The following is a 22,020-nucleotide window of genomic DNA, read 5'->3' as shown; positions in this document are numbered from 1 at the left end:
AGATAACAACAATGAAATTTAAACGTTCAGGGACGCAAACACTTCTATCGAGTGTTTTTCCAAGTTTAGCATTAGCAGGGTTAGTTGCTGTATCGCTCACTGCGTGTACTAACCCAAGTACACCCGCGGGTGAAGAAGGTTACGTATTTGAAAAGCCGCGCGTGTTTGGCGAAGGTGGTTATCAAGGCACTATGATTGGCCCAGCTAACTACGGCATGTCACTGTGGCGCAATCAAGTAATTAATATTGATATGCGCCCGAACACGTATACTGAAACATTTAAGATTTTAGCTAACGATGACTTAAATATTAGTTTTGATTTTCATGCGGTCATTTCAATAGAAAGCGGCTCTGTCAGAGCGGTGGTTGAGCAATACGGTGGTGAAGATTGGTATCCGCGATTTGTTCGTGAAACATTTAGAACTTATGTGCGTGATATTGTTCAGCAATACGATAGCGGCGTGTTAAAAACCAATCGCGAGAAAATAGCTGCAGAAGTAACAGCCCGATTAAAAGCGTATTTAGAACCAACGCCATTTAAGCTCGCCAATGTCGTAGTGGGAAATATTAACTATCCGGCTATCGTTGCTAATGCTGTTGAGAAAAAATTAGCAGCACAACAATTACTGTCTGAAAAAGAAACGCAAAAAGAAATTGCACGAAAAGATGCTGAGATCCGTGTAGAAGAAGCGAAAGGTATTGCACAGGCGCAAAAAATTATTAATGCCACTTTGACGCCAAACTATCTACAACATGAAGCTATTAATGCGCAGTTAAAGATGGCTGAGTCACCTAACCATACAACTGTTTATATTCCTGTTGGTAACAATGGTGTACCACTGGTGAAAGGCACAAACTAAGATTTTCAACAGCCAGTGCTAGCACTGGCTGTTAGTTTGCTTAGTTAAATTTAAACATACTGCCAAAGCTTTCTAAACTTGATTTGTTTGTTTTGGCAATACACCCTGAATCATCAAGAGATTTTTTGGTCGTCTCATCAGCAAGACCTGTCACTTTGAGCTTATTTTCTTGCTGATACTCAGTGAGCGCAAGCACCGTTGCTTCATCGTACTCTACGTCTTCTACTTCATATTCTTCGTAGTGAGGCTGCCTTTTCAAATAACCCAAACAAACCAAGTTCAGTCGTGACATCGCTAAGTCTGTTTTTTCATAGTAAGGCATTCTGTGATTTGGAACGCTAACCGATGCGACTGGGGCTTTAGCAGGAGCGGCAGCTGCGGTTACTTTTAGTGGTGCAGGGGCTGTATGGCCTGCAGCAATGGTGTTGTCGCTATTATAGCGATAATAAGTTGTTGGCACTTTTGATTCTAAAAACTCAACGGCTTTTACGATCACTTCACGCAGTGCTTTTTCTTTTGGCGTGTTTGACCAGCTACTTAAGTTACCACCAACAAGTGCACCACCAAAATTGGTAGCAGCTGATGTAAAGTCAAAATCTTTGCTGCCACCTTCAACGCTGGTAGCGGCGAGAATACGAGAAGTTCGCGTGTCGATTAAGCGTAAATCTATTGCCATGTGGGAACTTGAAAAGCCCGCCGATACAGAGCTAAATACATCGCCGATAAATCCGCCGCTGCCGACACGAGTACCTGAGTTGTCATCATCGAACTCTGTGACTGCGGCAACCACAACAATTTCGGCTCCCTCTATTTCACCATACGCAGCACCTGATGCTGCACTCACGCGGCCTGATACAGCAAGGTCTTGTTCTGATAATACAGCATCGAGTGCTTGTCGCTCTAAAACAATAAAGCGATTGGTACTGACTAATGCGGTTGTGAGTTGATCAGCCATCCCTTCACCAATTTCTTTACGCCACCAATGCGAATCATTGGATTTGTCAGTAAAGCGGGCAACAGCGATACGAGCTTTAGGGCCATTGTATTGTTGCTTGGCAACTTCGTTTATATCAGGGCTGTTGTTATTGCTGGTGGTTGTCGAAGTACTCTGGCATGCAGTCAGTGCCGCAGCAAGTAACGTAATCGAAATCGCTTTGTGTGTTTTGGTGAGCATATGACTTTCCTTAACTTATATCTCATGCAGTAAATAACGCCGCACTATGGGCTTTGTTGTTATTGGTGTTTGTATGGATAAGCTATAAAAATCAGTATTTTATTAATAGCACTCAGGCGAAAACTTTATTCACTGATGCGAAATTCGGCATATTTTTGATGTTTTTCTCGATACTGTTTTGGTGATAAGCCAACATAGTTCTTAAAGCTTCGGGCAAAATAGCTTTGCGAGCTAAATCCGGTTTGTTCTGCGATTTGACCAATTGCTAACGCGCTATCGATTAGCTGTTTTTTTGCAAACTCTAAGCGAGTATTGCGCAAATAATCAGAAGGCGTTTGTGAGTACAATGCTTTCATTTTTAGTTGCAGCGCACGGGGACTTAAACATAGCGCAGAGGCTAGCTGCTCAACCGAGAAGCTTTCATCTTGGTAGTGTGCTTGTACTGTCTGCTTAAGCTTTTCAGTGAAGGAATAATCTTTATTTTGTACTGTTACAGCGGCTGTATCACTATTCAGAGGAGCTGCCAGTTGTGCTGTTAGGTGCTGGTTTAAAATTTGTCTCAGATTAAGCAGTCCTTTTACTCTGCTCATCAGTAAAGTGGGTTCAAAAGGCTTACTTAAAAAGTCATCAGCCAATAAATCCAGCCCTTTTAAGCGACTGTGGGTGTCCGCTTTAGCAGAAAGTAATAATACTGGAATGTGGCTGGTGGCCGGGTTTGCTCGAAGGGCTGCTAACAGTTGATAACCATCCATATTCGGCATCATCACATCACTGATAATGAGGTCAGGCAGGTCTGTCTGGCAAAGGTCGAGAGCTTGCTGGCCATCAGTTGCACACATGCAGTTAAACTCAGTATAAAACAAACAAAGGAGTAGTTCAGCCATTTCCTGATTGTCTTCAACAATTAGCAGTGTTGGTTGTGAGGTATGAACTTGCATAGCGCTATTTGCTTGATTATCAGCACGTTCAATCATAGGTAATGACACAGTAAAGCAGCTACCTTCAGCAAACTTACTGCTTACTCTGATAGAGCCACCGTATTGTTCAACGAGCTGTTTTACTAAGCTTAGGCCGATACCACTACCTGGTTCAGATGATGCTACGCGGGTAAAACGCTGAAAAACCGACTGCTGATGCTCACTGGCAATACCCACACCGGTATCCGTAATTTTAAACTGTAGCGCTTGTTGCACTTCACTAAGGTGAATAGCGACTGTGCCACCTGCAGGGGTGTACTTAAGTGCATTGCTTATCAGGTTACTAAAAATCGAGTGAGCATGCTCAGGTGCAAGGTTTATCTTAAAGGCTTTAGAAGTGCTGTCAGTAAAGCTAAATTGCAGCTGTTTTTGCTCAAACAGAGGTCTGAAATCCGCGACCAAATCTGTTAAAAATGGCGTAATAGTATAAGGGCTGACAGTGTAAATTGCCGTGCTTGGGCGTTGACTCAATTGTAAAAGTTGATTGATGAGCTCAAGTAAGCGTTGGCAGTTTCGTTTGATACTCGCTAATTGCGTTCGAGCTTTTGGATCGGCATTGCTTCGCTGCAACTGACTGATCGGAGCAAGTATTAAGCTAAGTGGTGTTTTGAGTTCGTGGCTAATGTTATCTAAAAATTGATCTTTTAATTTGTTTAGCTCAATTTCGGTTTGCTTCTCTTGCTCTGCTAGTTTGCGCTTGTACAAGGCATTTAACACAAGCCAAGTCAGTGCTAAAGCAAACACGAAGTAAATACTGTAGGCTAATTTCGTTTGCCACCAAGGAGGCACAACTGTAAGCGCTAATAGCTGTGTACTGTCACTCCATTGCCCATATTGATCTTTTGCTTTTAGCAATAACTGGTAGTGACCAGCAGGCAGCTGCGGATAGTTTATTTGTCTAAGGGATGCATCGGTATATAAAAATTGCTCATCAAAACCAGCCAGCTTGTAGCCATATTGGTAATGTTTTGGAGTCGCGCCATTTTTTAAGGCGCTAAATTTAAAGCCGATAACCCCAGCTGACTTGGCAAACGAGAATGTCTGAGTTGCACTTGCAAGCGTATTGGTTTGTTTATCAAAATGATTACTTTTAATCGCTCGGTTATTAAGTAATAACTCAGTTAACACTGGAGTAGGGGGAGTGTGCGTTAAGTTTAGTTGCTCGGGGTAAAAATGATTGTAGCCATTAATACCACCAAAAAATAATTCGCCATCGTCTGCTTGATAGCTCGCACCCAGTATAAATGATTGATGCTGAATACCGTCTTCTGGTAGAAACTGCTGCATTTGCTGCGTACTGGGGTTATAGCGAGTGAGTCCGCCATTGGTTGCTAACCAAAGCATGCCTTGTTTATCGGCAAGAATGTCAAAAATATTGTCGTTAGCTAAACCTTGCTGTTCAGTAATCTGTTTCACTGTGAGGCTATGCGTGTTGACTTGATTTAAGCCTTGCATGGTGCCAACCCAAATATGATCGCCACTCAGCAACAAAGAGGTGACCATATTATGGCTAAGCCCAGCCTCGTCTGAGCCTTGTTCATCGACTAAAGTAAATTGCTCCGTATCGATATCCAGTTTATTGAGCCCAGCCCGAGTGCCAATCCACAGTGCATGCTCTTCATTATCATAAGCCAAAGTAAATACAGTGTTGTTGGCAAGGCTATTTTGCGTGTCACTGTGCTTATAATGAGTCACTTTGGCAGAGGCTGGTTCAAAGCGGGTTAAGCCCTGGTTACTGCCAAGCCAAAGCGCACCTGTTTTATCGCTGGTAATTGCGTAAACACGGTCACTCGCTAGCTGGTGGCTTTGCATGGTAAAAACTGCAAATTCATCAAGACCATCTTGATACTTTATTAACCCGCCTCCGTAGGTACCTATCCACAACTGCTGGTTAGCGTCTTCATGAAGGGCAAATATATTGTTATTTGGCAGTGCGTTTTTAAAGTGCTGGTAACCCGACGTTGTTTTGCGATTGAGTCCATCACGGGTACCAATCCACACCTCCCCATTGGCTCTTTTAATGATTGAGCGAACAAAGTTATGACTTAACGAATTTGCTTGAAAGGTTTTTAATTGATGAGAGAACTGCTGTTGTTTAGGATCATAGCGGTGCACACCATAGCCATCTGTACCTAGCCAAATAATACCTTGAGAGTCTTGATTAAGAGATAGAAGGTAGTCGCTGCTTAAGCCGTTGGGGTCTTGCTTGTCGTGGCGGTAATGGCTGTGTTCGCCATGTAGATCAGCCCCCGCTGGGAAAAAGTAGAGTCCTTGCCCATAACTTGTAAGCCAGAGGTTTTGCTGTTGGTCAATAAGGCTGTCTGTTATCCAGGCACCATTAAACTGTTCGATTTGCTCACTACTTTGCGTAGCTAAATTTAATAGATAAAGACCTTGTTTAGCCCCAATGATCAGCTTCTCATTATTTAGTAACTTGAGATGCCAGAGCGGTGCAGAGATCTGAGCATGCTGAGTAAATTGCTCAGTGATTGGGTCAAATGAAATAAGTCCTTTATCCGTGGCAAGCCAAATGAATTCTTTCGTAATGGCAATGTCTCGCACCAGTGGCTGCGCTGATTTATAGTGAAAGTGTTTAAAGCGGTTATTTGATACATCAAAACGCGTTAACTTACCGTTTTCGTGACCAAGCCACAGAACATCGTCTTTAGCTATCGCCATAGACCAAATTTTATCTTCATTTAGGCTGACGTCATGGCGTGTAGAGAACACCTCAAACTGGCCCGTTTTAGGGTTAAGTCTATTAAGCCCTTTGCTTGCAGTCGAAAACCACAACTGGTTTTTGCTATCTTTAACACAGCCGGTGATCCAGTTCCCTGAAATGCTTTTATCATCGCTGTTAGCTTTGAAACGCTTAAACTCATAACCATCAAAGCGGTTTAAGCCTCCTTGTGTAGCAAACCATAAAAACCCTTGCTGGTCGGTGATACTGCACGTAATAGAATTTTGACTGAGCCCTTGCTGACTACTGAATGTACTCAGATGTAAAGAGCGAGCAGCAGTGCTTAGACTCAACAACAGAAAGAGACTATAAAAGACGAAGTAAATAGGGTTTTTTAACGACTTCACACTGATCCATGTGGGTTTGTTGTTCCTTTAATCGGGTTATAATAAACTGCTTTTTAATCAATGTTAATATTGATTTTTAAACGAACTGATGAGATTTTAACTAATGGGTATCTTTTACTCTTGTGTTAATGAATTGCGTAAGTATAATAGGCATCCACTTTGCAGGGGCGTAGTTCCAATTGGTAGAACAGCGGTCTCCAAAACCGACGGTTGGGAGTTCGAATCTCTCCGCCCCTGCCACTTTTTACACAATGTGTGTTAAGTCTGAAATTAAAAATCGGTTTAAACTAGTCAGTTTTTAAGTTTAGATTTTAATGGATTAACCCTGCCAGAGCGCAGGGTTGTTGTGTCTGTAGTTAAGGTAAAAATATTATGAGCACGAATGTAGAAACACCATCAAGTGCGATGGATTCAGTAAAGTGGATTGTAGCAATTGCGCTACTAGCAGGCGCAGTCGTTGGTAACCACATGTATGCAGACCAATCTGTATTATTACGTGCTATTGGTGTAGTGGTTGCTGTAGCAGCTGGTTTAGGCATTGCCTCACTAACTGAAAAAGGTCGTACTTTCCTTGCGTTTGCAAAAGAGTCTCGCATCGAAGTACGTAAAGTTGTGTGGCCAACTCGCCAAGAAACAACACATACGACATTAATTGTAATGGTTGCAACTGTGATTATGGCACTTATCCTTTGGGGATTAGATGGCATTTTATTCCGCGCAGTAGGCTTTTTAACTGGATTGGAGATCTAATCCCATGTCGGATGAGAAGAACGAAAAGAAACTACGTTGGTACGTAGTACAAGCTTTCTCTGGTTACGAGAAGCGTGTAGCACAAACTATTCTTGAGCACATCAAGATCGAAGGTTTGGAAGATAGTTTTGGTGAAGTATTAGTACCAACTGAAGAAGTGGTTGAGATGCGCGCTGGTCAAAAGCGTAAATCTGAGCGTAAATTCTTCCCAGGTTACGTACTAGTTCAAATGGACATGAACGATGCAAGCTGGCACTTAGTTAATAGCACTGCACGTGTTATGGGCTTCATTGGTGGTACGTCTGATCGTCCAGCGCCAATTAGCCAAAAAGAAGCTGACCGCATCTTAAATCGTTTACAAGAGAACGCTGAAGCACCTAAGCCGGCTACATTATTCGAGCCAGGTGAAGTTGTACGTGTTATCGATGGTCCATTTGCTGACTTCAGCGGTGTTGTTGAAGAAGTGGATTACGAGAAGAGCCGCGTGAAAGTGTCTGTTCTTATCTTCGGTCGTTCAACGCCAGTTGACCTTGAATTTGGTCAAGTTGAACAAGACAAGTAAGTAAAAAATTAAAGCTGCCAAAATTGATTAATATTTTGGCAATACGCTTGAAAAAGGCCGCTGATTAACTTATAATCAGCGGCCTTTTTGTGTTAGGGCAAGTTGCTACTTGTTTTATCACTAAAAAGTGAGAACCAATTTTTAAACTGGGAAGCCGTTAGAGTACGCGTCCTCGCGCGCACAAGGCTATGACCCACCAAATGAGGTATTTATTATGGCTAAAAAAGTTGAAGCTATTATCAAGCTACAAGTTGCCGCTGGTATGGCTAACCCTAGTCCTCCAGTAGGTCCAGCACTAGGTCAACACGGTGTAAACATCATGGAATTCTGTAAAGCGTTCAACGCACGTACAGAATCTATCGAAAAAGGCGCTCCAGTTCCTGTAGTGATCTCTGTTTACGGTGACCGTTCTTTCACGTTCGAAATGAAAACTCCACCGGCTGCTTACTTACTTAAGAAAGCTGCAGGCATCAAATCAGGTTCTGGCCGTCCTAACACTGAAAAAGTGGGTACAGTTACACGTGCTCAACTTGAAGAAATCGTTGAGACAAAACGACCTGACCTTACAGCAGCTGATATGGAAGCTGCAGTTCGCACTATCGCAGGTTCTGCGCGTGCGATGGGCTTGAACGTAGAGGACTAAGATAATGGCAAAATTAACTAAACGTATGCGTACAATCCGCGAAAAAGTGGATGCGACTAAAGATTACGAAATCAACGAAGCAGTTGCTCTTTTAAAAGAGTTAGCGACAGCTAAATTCGTAGAAAGTGTTGACGTTGCTGTTAACCTTGGTATCGATGCTCGTAAATCTGACCAAAACGTTCGTGGTGCAACTGTACTACCTAACGGTACTGGTCGTGAAGTTCGTGTTGCTGTATTCACACAAGGCGCTAACGCAGAAGCTGCGAAAGAAGCTGGTGCTGAATTAGTGGGCATGGAAGATCTTGCTGAACTAGTTAAGAAAGGCGAGATGAACTTTGACGTTGTTGTTGCATCTCCAGACGCTATGCGTGTTGTTGGTCAACTAGGTCAAATCTTAGGTCCACGTGGTCTAATGCCAAACCCTAAAACTGGTACTGTAACACCTAACGTTGCAGAAGCAGTTAAAAACGCGAAAGCAGGTCAAGTTCGTTACCGTAACGACAAGAACGGTATCATCCATACTACTATCGGTAAGGTTGATTTCACTGCTGAGCAACTTCAACAAAACCTTGAAGCTCTTATTGTTGCGCTTAAGAAGGCTAAACCTTCACAAGCTAAAGGTACTTTCGTGAAGAAAGTAACTATCTCTACAACAATGGGCGCAGGTGTTGCTGTTGACCAAAACTCTTTAAGCACGAACGTAGCTTAATTAAGAGTTTACATGGCGTGAAATTTGAACTATAATTTTGCGCCATTTTGTTGAGAAAGTTAATTTCAAAACAAGTAAAGAATTCGGGTTGAAGCCCATAATTTCGTAATGCCTTCGGGTAAAAACGATAAATTGGGCTTCCGTCCAAGACCGTAGGTGGTTTCGGCCTTAATAAGTTTTTTACCTACGTAGACGGTGTGAATCCCCAGATAGATTTTTCCTAATCTTCTGGCTCTCGCCGTAAAAAGCATCTCCATCATTGATGGGGAAGAGTAGAACCGGGAAGCCAATATCGGCAACCCATTAAACCAGGAGTAACACCCATGGCTTTAAATCTTCAAGGCAAAAAAGCAATTGTTGCTGAAGTCAACGAAGCAGCCACTGGTGCTCTTTCTGCAGTTGTTGCAGATTCTCGTGGTGTAACAGTTGGTGCTATCACTGCCCTTCGTAAAGAAGCTCGTGAAGCTGGTGTATGGATGAAAGTTGTTCGTAACACTCTAGCTAAACGTGCTGTTGAAGGTACAGATTTTGAGTGCCTATCTGATTCATTTGTTGGTCCAAGCTTAATCGCTTTCTCTTCAGAGCACCCAGGTGCTGCTGCGCGTATTTTTAAAGAATTCGCGAAGAAGAACGAGAAATTCGAAGTTAAGACGGCTGCATTTGAAGGTAACGTAGTAGACGCAGCTATGCTAGCAACTCTACCTACTTACGACGAAGCTGTTGCACGCTTAATGAGCGCTATGAAAGAAGCGTCTGCAGGTAAATTGTGTAAAACAATTGAAGCAGTACGTGTACAGAAAGAAGAGCAAGCTGCTTAATTTTAAGCTGTTTTTTTGTTCACTTTCGGTGTAATATTTTTTTTGGACTAAAATTAGTCCGTAATAATTAGGAAATTTGTAATGTCTGTAACTAAAGACCAAATCCTTGATGCTATTGCTGAAATGTCAGTAATGGACGTTGTTGCTCTAGTTGAAGCAATGGAAGAAAAATTCGGCGTAACTGCAGCTGCTGCTGTTGTTGCTGGTCCAGCTGCTGAAGCTGCTGAAGAGAAGACTGAGTTCGACGTAATCCTTGCTGGCGCTGGCGCTAACAAGGTTGCAGCTATCAAAGCTGTACGTGGCGCAACTGGTCTTGGCCTTAAAGAAGCTAAAGCACTTGTTGAATCAGCTCCTGCACCTATCAAAGAAGGTGTATCTAAAGAAGAAGCTGAAGCACTTAAGAAAGAGCTTGAAGAAGCTGGTGCTCAAGTTGAGATCAAGTAATCTAGCTTACGCTAGGTTCGCTGCCTGAGAAATCAGGCAAGGGCTGGTGATTATTTAATCACCGGCCTTTTTGCGCTATAGAGCGATGCATTCCTGTAGCGCAAATAAAATCTAATTTTCTCTTTACTTTCAAGTTGTTATCGAAATCGGTATTGAAAGTGGCAGAGCAAAATAGAACAACAATTTAATGTTGTACATCTTGGCATAGATGCCAGTTAAGTCTGTTCTTACTAGAACAGGTCGGGTCAAAGATCAGCAAGCTGAGGAACCCCATGGCTTACTCTTATTCTGAAAAGAAACGTATCCGTAAGGATTTTGGTAAACGTCCACAAGTTTTGGATATACCTTTCTTACTGTCAACGCAGTTAGAATCGTTTAAAAAATTCTTAGTCCCTGACGCTGATGGCGATCACGGTTTGGAAGCTGCTTTCCGTTCTGTGTTTCCGATCAAAAGCTACTCGGGAAATTCTGAGCTTCAATACGTAAGTTATCGTATTGGTGAGCCAGTATTCGATGTAAAAGAATGTCAAATTCGCGGTGTGACTTATTCTGCTCCACTTCGCGTAAAATTGCGTCTTGTGGTGATGGATAAAGAAGCACCAGGCACAGTTAAAGACATTAAAGAGCAAGAAGTTTACATGGGCGAAATTCCGCTCATGACTGATACCGGTACCTTTGTAATCAATGGTACAGAGCGTGTTATCGTTTCTCAGCTACACCGTAGCCCTGGTGTATTCTTTGATAACGACCGCGGTAAAACTCACTCGTCAGGTAAAGTACTTTATAACGCGCGTGTAATTCCTTACCGTGGTTCATGGTTAGACTTCGAGTTTGATGCAAAAGATAACCTATATGTACGTATTGACCGTCGTCGTAAATTACCGGCGTCTATCATCTTACGTGCACTAGAGTTCTCTACAGAAGAAATCCTAGATATCTTCTTCGATACTACTGCGTTTGAAGTAACTGACGGTAAAGTTCTTATGGAACTTGTACCTTCACGTTTACGTGGTGAAACTGCCGCTTTTGATATCAAGAGCGATGACGGTGAAGTCCTTGTTGAAGCGGGTCGTCGTATTACTGCGCGTCACATCAAGAACATCGAGAAAAAAGGTATTAACCAATTAGAAGTACCACATGAGTACATCATTGGTCGTGTTGTAGCTAGAAACTACGTTGACGAGTCAACGGGTGAGATCATCGCAAACGCGAATGATGAGCTATCACTTGAGCTAATGGCTGAATTGGTTAAAGCAGGTCACACTAAGATTGATACATTATATATCAACGAAGTGGACAGCGGCGCCTACATGTCAGATACATTACGTATCGACACAACAAGCAACCGTTTAGAAGCATTAGTAGAAATTTATCGCATGATGCGCCCAGGCGAGCCACCGACGAAAGACGCGGCTGAAGCCTTATTTGATAACTTGTTCTTCTCTGATGAGCGTTACGATTTATCAACAGTTGGTCGTATGAAGTTCAATAGCCGTGTAGGTTATGACTCAGATACAGGCCCAGGCACATTATCGAAAGAAGACATCGTAGCTGTTATGAAAGTGCTTATCGCTATTCGTAACGGTGTTGGCGATGTTGATGATATCGACCACTTAGGCAACCGTCGTATCCGTAGTGTTGGCGAAATGGCTGAGAACCAATTCCGCGTTGGTCTAGTACGTGTAGAACGTGCTGTACGTGAGCGTTTAAGCTTAGGTGACCTTGACGCTGTAATGCCACAAGATCTTATTAACGCTAAGCCTATTTCGGCAGCGGTTAAAGAGTTCTTCGGTTCATCTCAGTTATCACAGTTCATGGACCAAAATAACCCGCTTTCAGAAGTAACGCACAAGCGTCGTATTTCTGCATTAGGTCCGGGTGGTTTAACACGTGAACGCGCTGGCTTCGAGGTTCGAGACGTTCACGTAACTCACTATGGTCGTGTATGTCCAATCGAAACGCCTGAGGGTCCAAACATCGGTCTAATTAACTCATTGTCTACGTACGCACGTACAAACGACTATGGTTTCTTAGAAACACCTTACCGCAAAGTGGTAAACGGTGTAGTAACTGATGAAGTAGATTACCTATCAGCTATTGAAGAAGGTCAGTTCGTAATCGCACAGGCGAACACGAATCTAGACGAAAACAATGAGTTTGTTGATGAACTAATTCCATGTCGTCACAAAGGTGAATCAACCTTTATGGGCAAAATGGACCAACAATATATGGACGTATCACCACAGCAGGTGATCTCTGTAGCGGCAGCACTTATCCCGTTCCTAGAACACGATGATGCTAACCGTGCATTGATGGGTTCAAACATGCAACGTCAAGCAGTACCAACACTAATCGCGGATAAACCGCTTGTAGGTACAGGTATCGAGCTTACACTAGCAAAAGATTCTGGTGTAACTATCGTTGCTAAGCGTGGCGGTGAAGTAATGTATGCCGATGCGAGCCGCATCGTTGTTAATGTAAATGAAGAAGAGCGCATCCCTGGTGAAGCGGGCATCGATATTTACAACTTAACTAAATACACACGCTCAAACCAAAATACATGTATTAACCAAAAACCAACTTGTATGGTTGGTGAGCCGGTAACACGTGGTGACGTATTAGCAGATGGTCCTTCGACTGACCTTGGTGACTTAGCACTTGGTCAAAACCTTCGCGTGGCATTCATGCCATGGAACGGTTATAACTTCGAGGATTCAATCCTATTATCAGAGCGCGTAGTTCAAGAAGATCGTCTAACGACTATCCACATTCAAGAGCTACAATGTATCGCACGTGATACTAAATTAGGTCCAGAAGAGATCACAGCAGATATCCCTAACGTTGGTGAATCTGCACTAGGCAAGCTTGATGAATCAGGCGTTGTTTATATCGGTGCTGAAGTTAAAGGCGGCGATATCCTAGTAGGTAAAGTGACTCCGAAAGGCGAAACGCAATTAACACCAGAAGAAAAGCTACTACGTGCTATCTTCGGTGAGAAAGCGTCAGACGTTAAAGACAGCTCTTTACGTGTACCAAACTCTGTAACTGGTACTGTAATCGACGTACAAGTTTTCACCCGTGACGGTGTTGAAAAAGATAAGCGTGCGTTAGAAGTTGAAGACATGCAGCTTCGCGAAGCGAAGAAAGACTTCAACGAAGAGTTCCGTATCTTAGAAGCAGGCGTATTAGAGCGTGCTCGTAAGTTACTTGTTGACGCTGGTCTGAACGCTGACTCAGTTGCAGCATTAAATGCTGACAAGCTACTTACTCAAAGCCTTGCTGAAGAAGACAAGCAAGCTGAGCTTGAGCAACTAGCAGCTCAGTACGATGAGCTTAAAGCTGAATACGATAAGAAGTTTGAAAACAAACGTCGTAAGATCACTCAAGGTGATGACTTAGCACCAGGCGTACTTAAGATTGTTAAAGTATACCTAGCTGTTAAACGTCGTATCCAACCGGGTGATAAGATGGCGGGTCGTCACGGTAACAAAGGTGTTATCTCGACTATCGTACCAGTAGAAGATATGCCATACGATGACAAAGGTCGTACGGTAGACATCGTTCTGAACCCGCTAGGTGTACCATCACGTATGAACATCGGTCAGATCCTAGAAACACACATGGGTCTTGCTGCACGTGGTGTGGGTGAGCGCTTAGAAGAAATGATGAAAGAGCAGCGTGAACTGCACGAAATCCGTAGCTTCGTTAAGAAAGTTTACGAATTAGGTGATTGTCGTCAGAAAGTCGATATCGACTCATTCTCTGATGATGAAGTTCGTCGCTTAGCTGAAAACTTGAAAGGTGGTTTACCGATCGCAACTCCTGCCTTTGATGGTGCTCGTGAAAGCGAAATCAAAGACTTACTAGAGCTTGGTGGTTATCCAAGAAGCGGTCAAGTTACACTTTATGATGGCCGTACTGGCGATCAGTTTGAACGTCAAGTAACTGTTGGTTACATGTACATGCTGAAACTTAACCACTTGGTTGATGACAAGATGCACGCACGTTCAACTGGTTCTTACAGCCTTGTTACTCAGCAGCCGCTGGGTGGTAAAGCTCAGTTCGGTGGCCAGCGTTTCGGTGAGATGGAGGTGTGGGCACTAGAAGCTTACGGTGCTGCATATACTCTACAAGAAATGCTAACAGTGAAATCGGATGACGTGAACGGTCGTACTAAGATGTATAAGAACATCGTAGATGGTAACCATAAGATGGAACCAGGTATGCCAGAATCGTTCAACGTATTGTTGAAAGAAATCCGCTCACTGGGTATCAACATCGAGTTGGAAGAAAATTAAGCCATTTAGGTGCGGCGTAAGCCGCACCTGTTAGGCCGAATAGAATGTAGGGGCGATTGGTTCGCCCTCAAGATTAACCTCCGACAGGAGAGCTAAGGTGAAAGACTTACTTAAGTTTCTGAAGCAACAAAATAAGACCGAAGAATTCGATGCAATTCGCATTGGTCTTGCTTCGCCAGATATGGTTCGTTCATGGTCATACGGTGAAGTAAAGAAACCTGAGACAATCAACTACCGTACTTTCAAGCCTGAGCGCGACGGCTTATTCTGTGCCCGTATCTTCGGCCCAGTGAAAGATTATGAGTGTTTATGTGGTAAATATAAGCGCCTTAAGCACCGTGGTGTTATTTGTGAAAAGTGTGGCGTTGAAGTAACGCTTACTAAAGTGCGTCGTGACCGTATGGGTCACATTGAGCTTGCGAGCCCAGTTGCGCACATTTGGTTCTTAAAATCATTACCGTCACGTATCGGCTTAATGCTAGACATGACACTTCGTGACATCGAGCGCGTACTTTACTTCGAATCATTCGTTGTAACTGAGCCTGGTATGACAACGCTTGAGCGTGGTCAACTTTTAGGTGAAGAAGAGTACCTAGATGCACTAGAAGAGCACGGTGATGAGTTTGAAGCGAAGATGGGTGCGGAAGCAGTTTTAGACTTGCTTCGTGAACTTGATCTTGGCCAATTAATTGCTGAAATGCGTGAAGAGTTACCAACAATTAACTCTGAAACTAAGCGTAAGAAGATCACTAAACGTCTTAAATTAATGGAATCTTTCCACCAATCAGGTAACAACCCTGAGTGGATGATCATGACAGTACTTCCTGTACTTCCGCCTGATCTACGTCCATTAGTACCACTAGACGGTGGTCGTTTTGCGACTTCTGATCTGAATGACCTTTACCGTCGTGTTATTAACCGTAATAACCGTCTTAAGCGTCTATTAGATCTAGCAGCACCAGACATTATCGTACGCAACGAAAAACGTATGTTACAAGAAGCGGTAGATGCGCTACTTGATAACGGTCGTCGCGGTCGTGCGATCACAGGTTCTAACAAACGTCCTCTTAAATCGCTTGCTGATATGATCAAAGGTAAGCAAGGTCGTTTCCGTCAGAACTTACTTGGTAAACGTGTAGATTACTCAGGCCGTTCTGTAATCACAGTAGGTCCTACGCTTAAACTACACCAGTGTGGTCTTCCTAAGAAGATGGCACTTGAGCTATTCAAACCATTTATCTACGGCAAACTAGAGCGTCGCGGCATGGCTACGACTATCAAAGCTGCGAAGAAGATGGTTGAGCGTGAAGTAGCAGAAGTATGGGATGTATTAGACGAAGTAATTCGTGAACATCCAGTATTACTTAACCGTGCACCAACACTTCACCGTTTGGGTATCCAAGCGTTCGAGCCTGTGCTTATCGAAGGTAAAGCGATCCATTTACACCCATTAGTTTGTGCGGCGTACAACGCTGACTTCGATGGTGACCAAATGGCGGTACACGTACCGTTAACGCTTGAAGCACAGTTAGAAGCACGTGCTCTAATGATGTCTACTAACAACATCCTATCTCCAGCGAATGGTGAGCCAATCATCGTTCCTTCACAGGACGTTGTATTAGGTCTTTACTACATGACTCGTGATCGCATCAATGCGAAAGGCGAAGGTATTGTATTTAAAGATCCTAAAGAAGCTGAAAAAGCATACCGCAGCGGTAACGCTGAGTTACATGCACGCGTAAAAGTACGTATCAGCGAGACAATCAGCAATGAAGATGGTGAAACAGTTGAGCAAGTATCTATTGTTGAAACAACAGTAGGTCGTGCGATTCTTTCACTAATCCTACCTAAAGGCATGCCGTTTGAGTTAATCAACCAAGCCCTAGGTAAGAAACAAATTTCTGGCTTATTAAACGAGTGTTACCGTCGTCTAGGTCTTAAAGATACCGTTATCTTTGCTGACCAAGTAATGTACACCGGTTTCCACTACGCAATGAAGTCAGGTGTTTCAATCGGTATCGATGACCTAGTTATCCCACCGGTTAAAGCAGAAATCATTGAATCAGCGGAAGCTGAAGTAACTGAAATCAACCAACAATTCCAATCAGGTCTTGTAACGGCTGGTGAAAAGTACAACAAAGTTATCGATATCTGGTCACGTGTAAATGAAAACTTATCACGTGAGATGATGGCGAACTTATCAAAAGACACTGTAATCAACGCGAAAGGCGAAGAAGAAGAGCAATCTTCATTCAACTCAGTGTTTATGATGGCAGACTCAGGTGCACGTGGTAGCGCCGCTCAGATCCGTCAGTTAGCGGGTATGCGTGGTCTAATGGCACGTCCAGATGGTTCAATCATCGAGACACCAATCACGGCGAACTTCCGTGAAGGTCTAAACGTACTACAGTACTTCATCTCGACGCACGGTGCGCGTAAAGGTCTTGCCGATACAGCACTTAAAACAGCAAACTCGGGTTACTTAACGCGTCGTCTAGTAGACGTTGCACAAGACTTAGTAATCAATGAAGACGATTGTGGCACAGAAGATGGCTTAACAATGAAACCGCTTATCGAAGGTGGTGACGTTGTAGAAGCACTTCGTGAACGTGTTCTTGGTCGTGTTGTTGCTGAAGATGTATTAATCCCTGGTACAAACGAAGTACTTGTTGAGCGTAACATCATGCTTGACGAAAAACTGTGTGACCTTTTAGAAGAGCACTCAGTGGATGAAGTACGCGTTCGTTCAGTAATCACTTGTGATAATGACTTTGGTGTATGTGCTAAGTGTTACGGTCGTGACCTTGCGCGTGGCCACATCATCAACCCAGGTGAATCAGTAGGTGTTATCGCGGCACAATCAATCGGTGAGCCGGGTACACAGCTTACGATGCGTACCTTCCACATCGGTGGTGCGGCATCTCGAGCGTCTGCTGAAAACAGTGTACAAGTTAAAACTAACGGTACATTGAAGTTACACAATGCGAAGTACGTATTAAACACAGACGGTAAGATTGTTATCACGTCTCGTTCAACAGAGATCACTATCATTGATAGCTTTGGTCGTGAGAAAGAGCGTTATAAAGTACCTTACGGTGCGGTGTTAACTGTACAAGATAATGCAGAAGTTCAAGGTAACGATATCGTTGCAACTTGGGATCCGCATAGTCACCCAATCGTTCTTGAGCACAAGTCAAAAATCTCGTTCAGCGACATTGATGACTCAAATACCGAAGCACAAACAGACGAGTTAACTGGTTTAACACGTGTGGTTGTTAAAGACTTAGGTAAAGCGAATGCGAAAGAACCTAAACTAATCATCGAAAGCGATGAGCGTGGTCTGCAAGAAACACGTCTACCTTCATTCACAACGATTGAAGTAACAGACGGCGCAACTGCAAACCCAGGTGACGTACTTGCACGTATTCCGCAAGAAGGTTCGAAAACTCGTGATATCACGGGTGGTCTACCTCGCGTAGCTGACTTATTCGAAGCACGTAAGCCGAAAGATCCTGCAATCCTTGCAGAAATCACAGGTACTATCAGCTTCGGTAAAGAAACAAAAGGTAAGAAGCGTCTTGTAATCACTCCAGCTGAGGGTGATGCATACGAAGAGATGATCCCTAAATGGCGTCAACTTAACGTGTTCGAAGGTGAGCAAGTGTCTAAAGGTGAGGTTATCGCCGATGGTCCAGAATCACCACATGACATCTTACGCCTACGTGGTGTAACTCATGTAGCTAACTACATCGTTAACGAAGTGCAAGAGGTTTACCGCTTGCAAGGCGTTAAGATCAATGACAAGCACATTGAGACAATCATTCGTCAGATGCTACGTAAATGTATCATCCTTGACGGCGGTGACACTGAGTTCTTAGCCGGTGAACAAGTTGAAGTGGCACGCGTTAATATCGCGAACCGTGAACTTGAGAAGCAAGGCAAGATCCCAGCGAAGTTTGAAATCCAATTAATGGGTATCACTAAAGCGTCACTTGCAACAGAATCTTTCATTTCTGCAGCATCGTTCCAGGAAACTACACGTGTCCTAACTGAAGCAGCTGTAAATGGTAAGAGCGATGAGCTTCGTGGTCTGAAAGAGAACGTAATCGTGGGTCGTCTGATCCCAGCTGGTACAGGCTTTGCGTATCACCAAGACCGTTTGAACCGTCGCAAGCAAGGTGAAATCGTTGAAGAGCAAACAGTAAGCGCTGAAGAGGCAACTCAAGCACTAACTGACGCACTTAACGCAGATATCTCTGGAAACCAATAATCTCAGCTTAATCAATAGATTAAGAAATCGTGAGGCAGTAATCTGCTGCCTTACGATGAGTTAAGGTTGACAGGTTAAACTTTGCTCATTAAAATTCCGCCACCCATTTGCCTGCACGTTTTGTAACGAGCATGTAAACAGGGCGGATTTTTTTATTTTTTCAGTAGTAATTTTAATTTCAGGAGCTATTTAAATGGCAACTATTAACCAGCTAGTGCGTAAGCCACGTCGTAGCAAGGTTACTAAAAGTAACTCAGCTGCACTTAAAGCGTGTCCGCAAAAGCGTGGTGTATGTACTCGTGTATATACAACTACACCTAAGAAACCAAACTCTGCATTACGTAAAGTAGCGCGTGTTCGTTTAACGAACGGTTTCGAAGTAACATCTTACATTGGTGGTGAAGGCCACAACCTACAAGAGCACAGTGTAATCCTAATCCGTGGTGGTCGTGTTAAAGACTTACCAGGTGTGCGTTTCCACACTGTACGTGGTGCACTTGACTGTGCAGGCGTTAGCGACCGTCGTCAAGCTCGTTCTAAATACGGTGCTAAACGCCCTAAGGGCTAATGGTTCTCCGTTAGTAAGGCCAAGCACTAAATTTTTAAATTAATTGTTTTGGGTGTTGACTCTAAAAGAGCAAACCTGAAGATACCGGAGATACAAAATGCCTAGAAGACGCGTAATAGGTCAACGTAAAATTCTTCCAGATCCTAAGTTCGGATCGGAACTTCTTGCTAAATTCGTTAACGTAGTAATGTTAGACGGCAAGAAATCTACTGCTGAAAAAATCGTTTATGGTGCGTTAGACGTGGCTGCTGAGAAATCAGGCAAGTCGCACCTTGAAATCTTTGAAGCTGCACTTGAAAACGTTCGCCCACAGGTAGAGGTTAAATCTCGCCGTGTTGGTGGTTCAACGTACCAAGTACCAGTTGAAGTACGTCCAGTACGTCGCAACGCATTAGGTATGCGTTGGTTAGTTGACGCTGCACGTAAGCGTGGCGAAAAATCTATGGGCTTACGTTTAGCTCAAGAAATCGTTGACGCTGCTGACAACAAAGGCACTGCGGTTAAGAAACGTGAAGACGTTCACCGTATGGCTGAAGCGAATAAAGCATTCGCTCATTACCGTTGGTAATCTGCCCTTAACCTTTAAGAGGATCATATGGCACGTACAACTCCACTTGAGCGCTATCGCAATATCGGTATTTGCGCTCACGTAGATGCAGGTAAAACCACCACAACAGAACGTGTTCTGTTCTACACGGGTCTTTCTCATAAGATCGGTGAAGTTCATGATGGTGCTGCAACTATGGATTGGATGGAGCAGGAACAAGAGCGTGGTATCACAATCACTTCTGCTGCAACAACGTGTTTCTGGAAAGGGATGGACGCTCAATTTGACGACCACCGTATCAATATTATTGATACTCCAGGACACGTAGATTTCACTATCGAAGTAGAGCGTTCTTTACGCGTACTAGATGGTGCGGTAGTTGTTCTTTGTGCTTCATCTGGTGTACAGCCGCAAACTGAGACAGTTTGGCGTCAAGCGAACAAATACGAAGTTCCTCGCATGATCTTCGTAAACAAAATGGATCGCACTGGCGCTGACTTCTTAACTGTGGTTAGCCAGGTGAAATCTCGTCTTGGAGCAACTCCTGTTCCAATTCAGCTACCAATTGGTGCTGAAGACGACTTTAAAGGTGTTATTGACCTTATTAAGATGAAAGCCATTAACTGGAATGCCGAAGATCAAGGCATGACTTTCTCTTATGAGGCAATTCCGGCTGAGCTTCTGGAGCTTGCAGAAGAATGGCGTTCTCACATGGTTGAGAGCGCTGCTGAAGCATCAGAAGAGCTAATGGATAAATATCTAGAAGGTGAAGACCTGACTGAAGCTGAAATTAAAGCAGCTTTACGTCAGCGTACATTAGCAAACGAAATTGTTCCAATGACGTGTGGTAGTGCATTTAAGAATAAGGGTGTTCAAGCTGTTCTTGATGCTGTTATCGAATATATGCCTGCACCAACACAAGTGAAACAAATCCAAGGTATCGTTGAAGATGGTACTGAGGAAGAGCGTCCTGCTGATGACAACGCACCGTTTGCCGCGCTTGCTTTTAAGATTGCGACAGACCCGTTCGTTGGCACCTTGACCTTCTTCCGTGTTTACTCTGGTACTGTTAAACAGGGTGACGCGGTATACAACCCAGTTAAAAGTAAGCGTGAGCGACTTGGTCGTATCGTTCAGATGCATTCAAACTCACGTGAAGAGATCAAAGTAGTCTACGCAGGCGACATCGCAGCGGCTATTGGTCTTAAAGACGTAACAACAGGTGAGACACTGTGTGATCCGAACTCAATCATTACGCTTGAGCGTATGGAGTTCCCAGAGCCAGTTATCTCTGTTGCGGTTGAGCCTCGCACAATCGCTGACCAAGATAAGATGGGTATCGCGTTAGGTAAACTAGCGGCAGAAGATCCGTCTTTCAGAGTACAAACTGACGAAGAATCAGGCCAGACTATTATTTCTGGTATGGGTGAACTTCACCTTGATATCATTGTCGACCGTATGAAGCGTGAATTCAGTGTTGAATGTAACGTTGGTAAGCCGCAGGTAGCATACCGTGAAGCTATCCGTTCAGCTGTTGAAGTTGAAGGGAAGTTCGTACGTCAATCAGGTGGTCGTGGTCAATATGGTCACGTCTGGCTTAAACTTGAACCGATGGATATTTCGGAAAATGATGCGCCAATTTACGAGTTCGTTAACGAAGTTGTTGGTGGTGCGGTTCCGAAAGAATACATCCCTGCGGTAGATAAAGGCATCCAAGAGCAAATGGCTCAAGGTGTGCTGGCAGGCTACCCATTACTTGGCGTTAAAGCGACTCTATTTGATGGTTCATTCCATGATGTAGACTCGAATGAGATGGCATTTAAAATTGCAGGTTCAATGGCAATGAAGAAAGGTGCGCTTGAAGCAAACCCAGCTCTTCTTGAGCCAGTAATGAAGGTTGAAGTTATCACTCCTGAAGAAAACATGGGTGATGTAGTTGGTGACTTAAACCGTCGCCGCGGCATGATCGAAGGCATGGAAGAAGCATTCGGTGGTCTTAAGCAAATTAATGCGCAAGTACCACTTTCTGAAATGTTTGGTTATGCAACTGATCTGCGATCTGCAACACAAGGCCGTGCATCTTACTCTATGGAGTTTTTGAAGTATGCAGAAGCCGCTAAGAATGTTGCAGATGCAATAATTGCAGCTCGCGCTGTTATATGATTTAGCTTGTCTGGCCCAATAGTGGGTCAGGCGTTAATTTCTTTATAGGAATTTTTTAAGATGGCAAAAGAAAAGTTTGAACGCGTAAAACCGCACGTAAACGTTGGTACAATCGGCCACGTTGACCACGGTAAAACAACTCTAACAGCA

The 22,020-nt window shown here is 43.7% G+C and carries 15 protein-coding genes and 1 tRNA gene; 14 read left to right on the top strand and 2 right to left on the bottom strand.

Translation table 11 applies throughout. The features are described 5' to 3' along the window. Positions 1–11 precede the first annotated feature (11 nt). Entirely contained in the window at positions 12–860 is an 849-nt protein-coding gene (locus tag C2M33_RS05425; protein ID WP_063700745.1) for an SPFH domain-containing protein, read from the top strand. A gap of 40 nt (positions 861–900) precedes the next feature. Here C2M33_RS05425 and C2M33_RS05420 read toward each other — a convergent pair whose 3' ends face one another. Beyond that, positions 901–2,034 (bottom strand): CsgG/HfaB family protein, encoded by a 1,134-nt coding sequence (locus C2M33_RS05420; protein ID WP_105173928.1) that lies wholly within the window; start codon positions 2,032–2,034, stop codon positions 901–903. 125 nt (positions 2,035–2,159) lie between these two features. Beyond that, entirely contained in the window at positions 2,160–6,098 is a 3,939-nt protein-coding gene (locus tag C2M33_RS05415) for a two-component regulator propeller domain-containing protein (protein WP_105173927.1), read from the bottom strand. A gap of 163 nt (positions 6,099–6,261) precedes the next feature. On the opposite strand from C2M33_RS05415, the gene C2M33_RS05410 reads away from it, so the two are divergent. From C2M33_RS05410 to C2M33_RS05350, 13 genes are all read left to right on the top strand, one after another. Then, a tRNA-Trp gene (locus C2M33_RS05410) sits at positions 6,262–6,338 on the top strand. Between the two features lie 132 nt (positions 6,339–6,470). Next, complete coding sequence (secE, locus tag C2M33_RS05405) at positions 6,471–6,848, top strand: preprotein translocase subunit SecE (RefSeq protein WP_063700739.1); 378 nt, start codon at positions 6,471–6,473, stop codon at positions 6,846–6,848. A gap of 4 nt (positions 6,849–6,852) precedes the next feature. Further along, positions 6,853–7,410, top strand: a complete 558-nt coding sequence (gene nusG / locus C2M33_RS05400) for a transcription termination/antitermination protein NusG (protein ID WP_063700737.1) — start codon at positions 6,853–6,855, stop codon at positions 7,408–7,410. 214 nt (positions 7,411–7,624) lie between these two features. Continuing rightward, positions 7,625–8,053: a 50S ribosomal protein L11 gene (gene rplK, locus C2M33_RS05395; protein ID WP_063700735.1), complete on the top strand. Its 429-nt coding sequence runs from the start codon at positions 7,625–7,627 to the stop codon at positions 8,051–8,053. 4 nt (positions 8,054–8,057) lie between these two features. After that, positions 8,058–8,762 carry a 50S ribosomal protein L1 gene (rplA, locus tag C2M33_RS05390; RefSeq protein WP_063700730.1) on the top strand — a complete coding sequence of 235 codons (705 nt, stop codon included), beginning with the start codon at positions 8,058–8,060 and terminating at the stop codon, positions 8,760–8,762. A 323-nt stretch (positions 8,763–9,085) separates the two neighbouring features. Further along, positions 9,086–9,580, top strand: a complete 495-nt coding sequence (gene rplJ, locus C2M33_RS05385) for a 50S ribosomal protein L10 (RefSeq protein WP_063700728.1) — start codon at positions 9,086–9,088, stop codon at positions 9,578–9,580. Positions 9,581–9,661: 81 nt separating this feature from the next. Continuing rightward, on the top strand, positions 9,662–10,024 hold the full coding sequence (gene rplL / locus C2M33_RS05380) for a 50S ribosomal protein L7/L12 (protein ID WP_063700727.1): 363 nt from the start codon (positions 9,662–9,664) through the stop codon (positions 10,022–10,024). A gap of 272 nt (positions 10,025–10,296) precedes the next feature. Continuing rightward, a complete protein-coding gene (gene rpoB / locus C2M33_RS05375; RefSeq protein WP_063700725.1) occupies positions 10,297–14,322 on the top strand; it encodes a DNA-directed RNA polymerase subunit beta in 4,026 nt (1,341 codons plus the stop codon). 97 nt (positions 14,323–14,419) lie between these two features. Further along, on the top strand, positions 14,420–18,592 hold the full coding sequence (gene rpoC, locus C2M33_RS05370) for a DNA-directed RNA polymerase subunit beta' (RefSeq protein ID WP_063700723.1): 4,173 nt from the start codon (positions 14,420–14,422) through the stop codon (positions 18,590–18,592). A 193-nt stretch (positions 18,593–18,785) separates the two neighbouring features. Then, positions 18,786–19,160 carry a 30S ribosomal protein S12 gene (rpsL, locus tag C2M33_RS05365; RefSeq protein WP_002958885.1) on the top strand — a complete coding sequence of 125 codons (375 nt, stop codon included), beginning with the start codon at positions 18,786–18,788 and terminating at the stop codon, positions 19,158–19,160. 97 nt (positions 19,161–19,257) lie between these two features. Then, the gene (gene rpsG / locus C2M33_RS05360) at positions 19,258–19,728 is read left to right on the top strand and encodes a 30S ribosomal protein S7 (protein WP_054554834.1); all 471 of its coding nucleotides are present in this window, start codon (positions 19,258–19,260) and stop codon (positions 19,726–19,728) included. A 27-nt stretch (positions 19,729–19,755) separates the two neighbouring features. Continuing rightward, positions 19,756–21,870 carry an elongation factor G gene (gene fusA / locus C2M33_RS05355; protein WP_063700721.1) on the top strand — a complete coding sequence of 705 codons (2,115 nt, stop codon included), beginning with the start codon at positions 19,756–19,758 and terminating at the stop codon, positions 21,868–21,870. 60 nt (positions 21,871–21,930) lie between these two features. Then, on the top strand, positions 21,931–22,020 hold a 90-nt coding region (locus C2M33_RS05350), incomplete at its 3' end, for a GTP-binding protein (RefSeq protein ID WP_233997923.1).

Origin of the sequence: Pseudoalteromonas sp. T1lg122 (genome assembly GCF_002964825.1) — a bacterium.
Lineage (GTDB): Bacteria > Pseudomonadota > Gammaproteobacteria > Enterobacterales > Alteromonadaceae > Pseudoalteromonas > Pseudoalteromonas gelatinilytica.
The sequence above is the reverse complement of the archived record's forward strand: the minus strand, read 5'-3'. Positions and strand labels throughout refer to the sequence as shown.

Excerpts from the sequence above, each read along its gene's own strand:
- nusG (WP_063700737.1), top strand. The coding sequence starts at position 6,853 with ATGTCGGATGAGAAGAACGAAAAGAAACTACGTTGGTACGTAGTACAA.
- rpoB (WP_063700725.1), top strand. The coding sequence starts at position 10,297 with ATGGCTTACTCTTATTCTGAAAAGAAACGTATCCGTAAGGATTTTGGT.
- rplL (WP_063700727.1), top strand. The coding sequence starts at position 9,662 with ATGTCTGTAACTAAAGACCAAATCCTTGATGCTATTGCTGAAATGTCA.
- rplK (WP_063700735.1), top strand. The coding sequence starts at position 7,625 with ATGGCTAAAAAAGTTGAAGCTATTATCAAGCTACAAGTTGCCGCTGGT.
- rpsG (WP_054554834.1), top strand. The coding sequence starts at position 19,258 with ATGCCTAGAAGACGCGTAATAGGTCAACGTAAAATTCTTCCAGATCCT.
- C2M33_RS05425 (WP_063700745.1), top strand. The coding sequence starts at position 12 with ATGAAATTTAAACGTTCAGGGACGCAAACACTTCTATCGAGTGTTTTT.
- rplJ (WP_063700728.1), top strand. The coding sequence starts at position 9,086 with ATGGCTTTAAATCTTCAAGGCAAAAAAGCAATTGTTGCTGAAGTCAAC.
- C2M33_RS05420 (WP_105173928.1), bottom strand. The coding sequence starts at position 2,034 with ATGCTCACCAAAACACACAAAGCGATTTCGATTACGTTACTTGCTGCG.
- fusA (WP_063700721.1), top strand. The coding sequence starts at position 19,756 with ATGGCACGTACAACTCCACTTGAGCGCTATCGCAATATCGGTATTTGC.
- rplA (WP_063700730.1), top strand. The coding sequence starts at position 8,058 with ATGGCAAAATTAACTAAACGTATGCGTACAATCCGCGAAAAAGTGGAT.
- rpsL (WP_002958885.1), top strand. The coding sequence starts at position 18,786 with ATGGCAACTATTAACCAGCTAGTGCGTAAGCCACGTCGTAGCAAGGTT.
- secE (WP_063700739.1), top strand. The coding sequence starts at position 6,471 with ATGAGCACGAATGTAGAAACACCATCAAGTGCGATGGATTCAGTAAAG.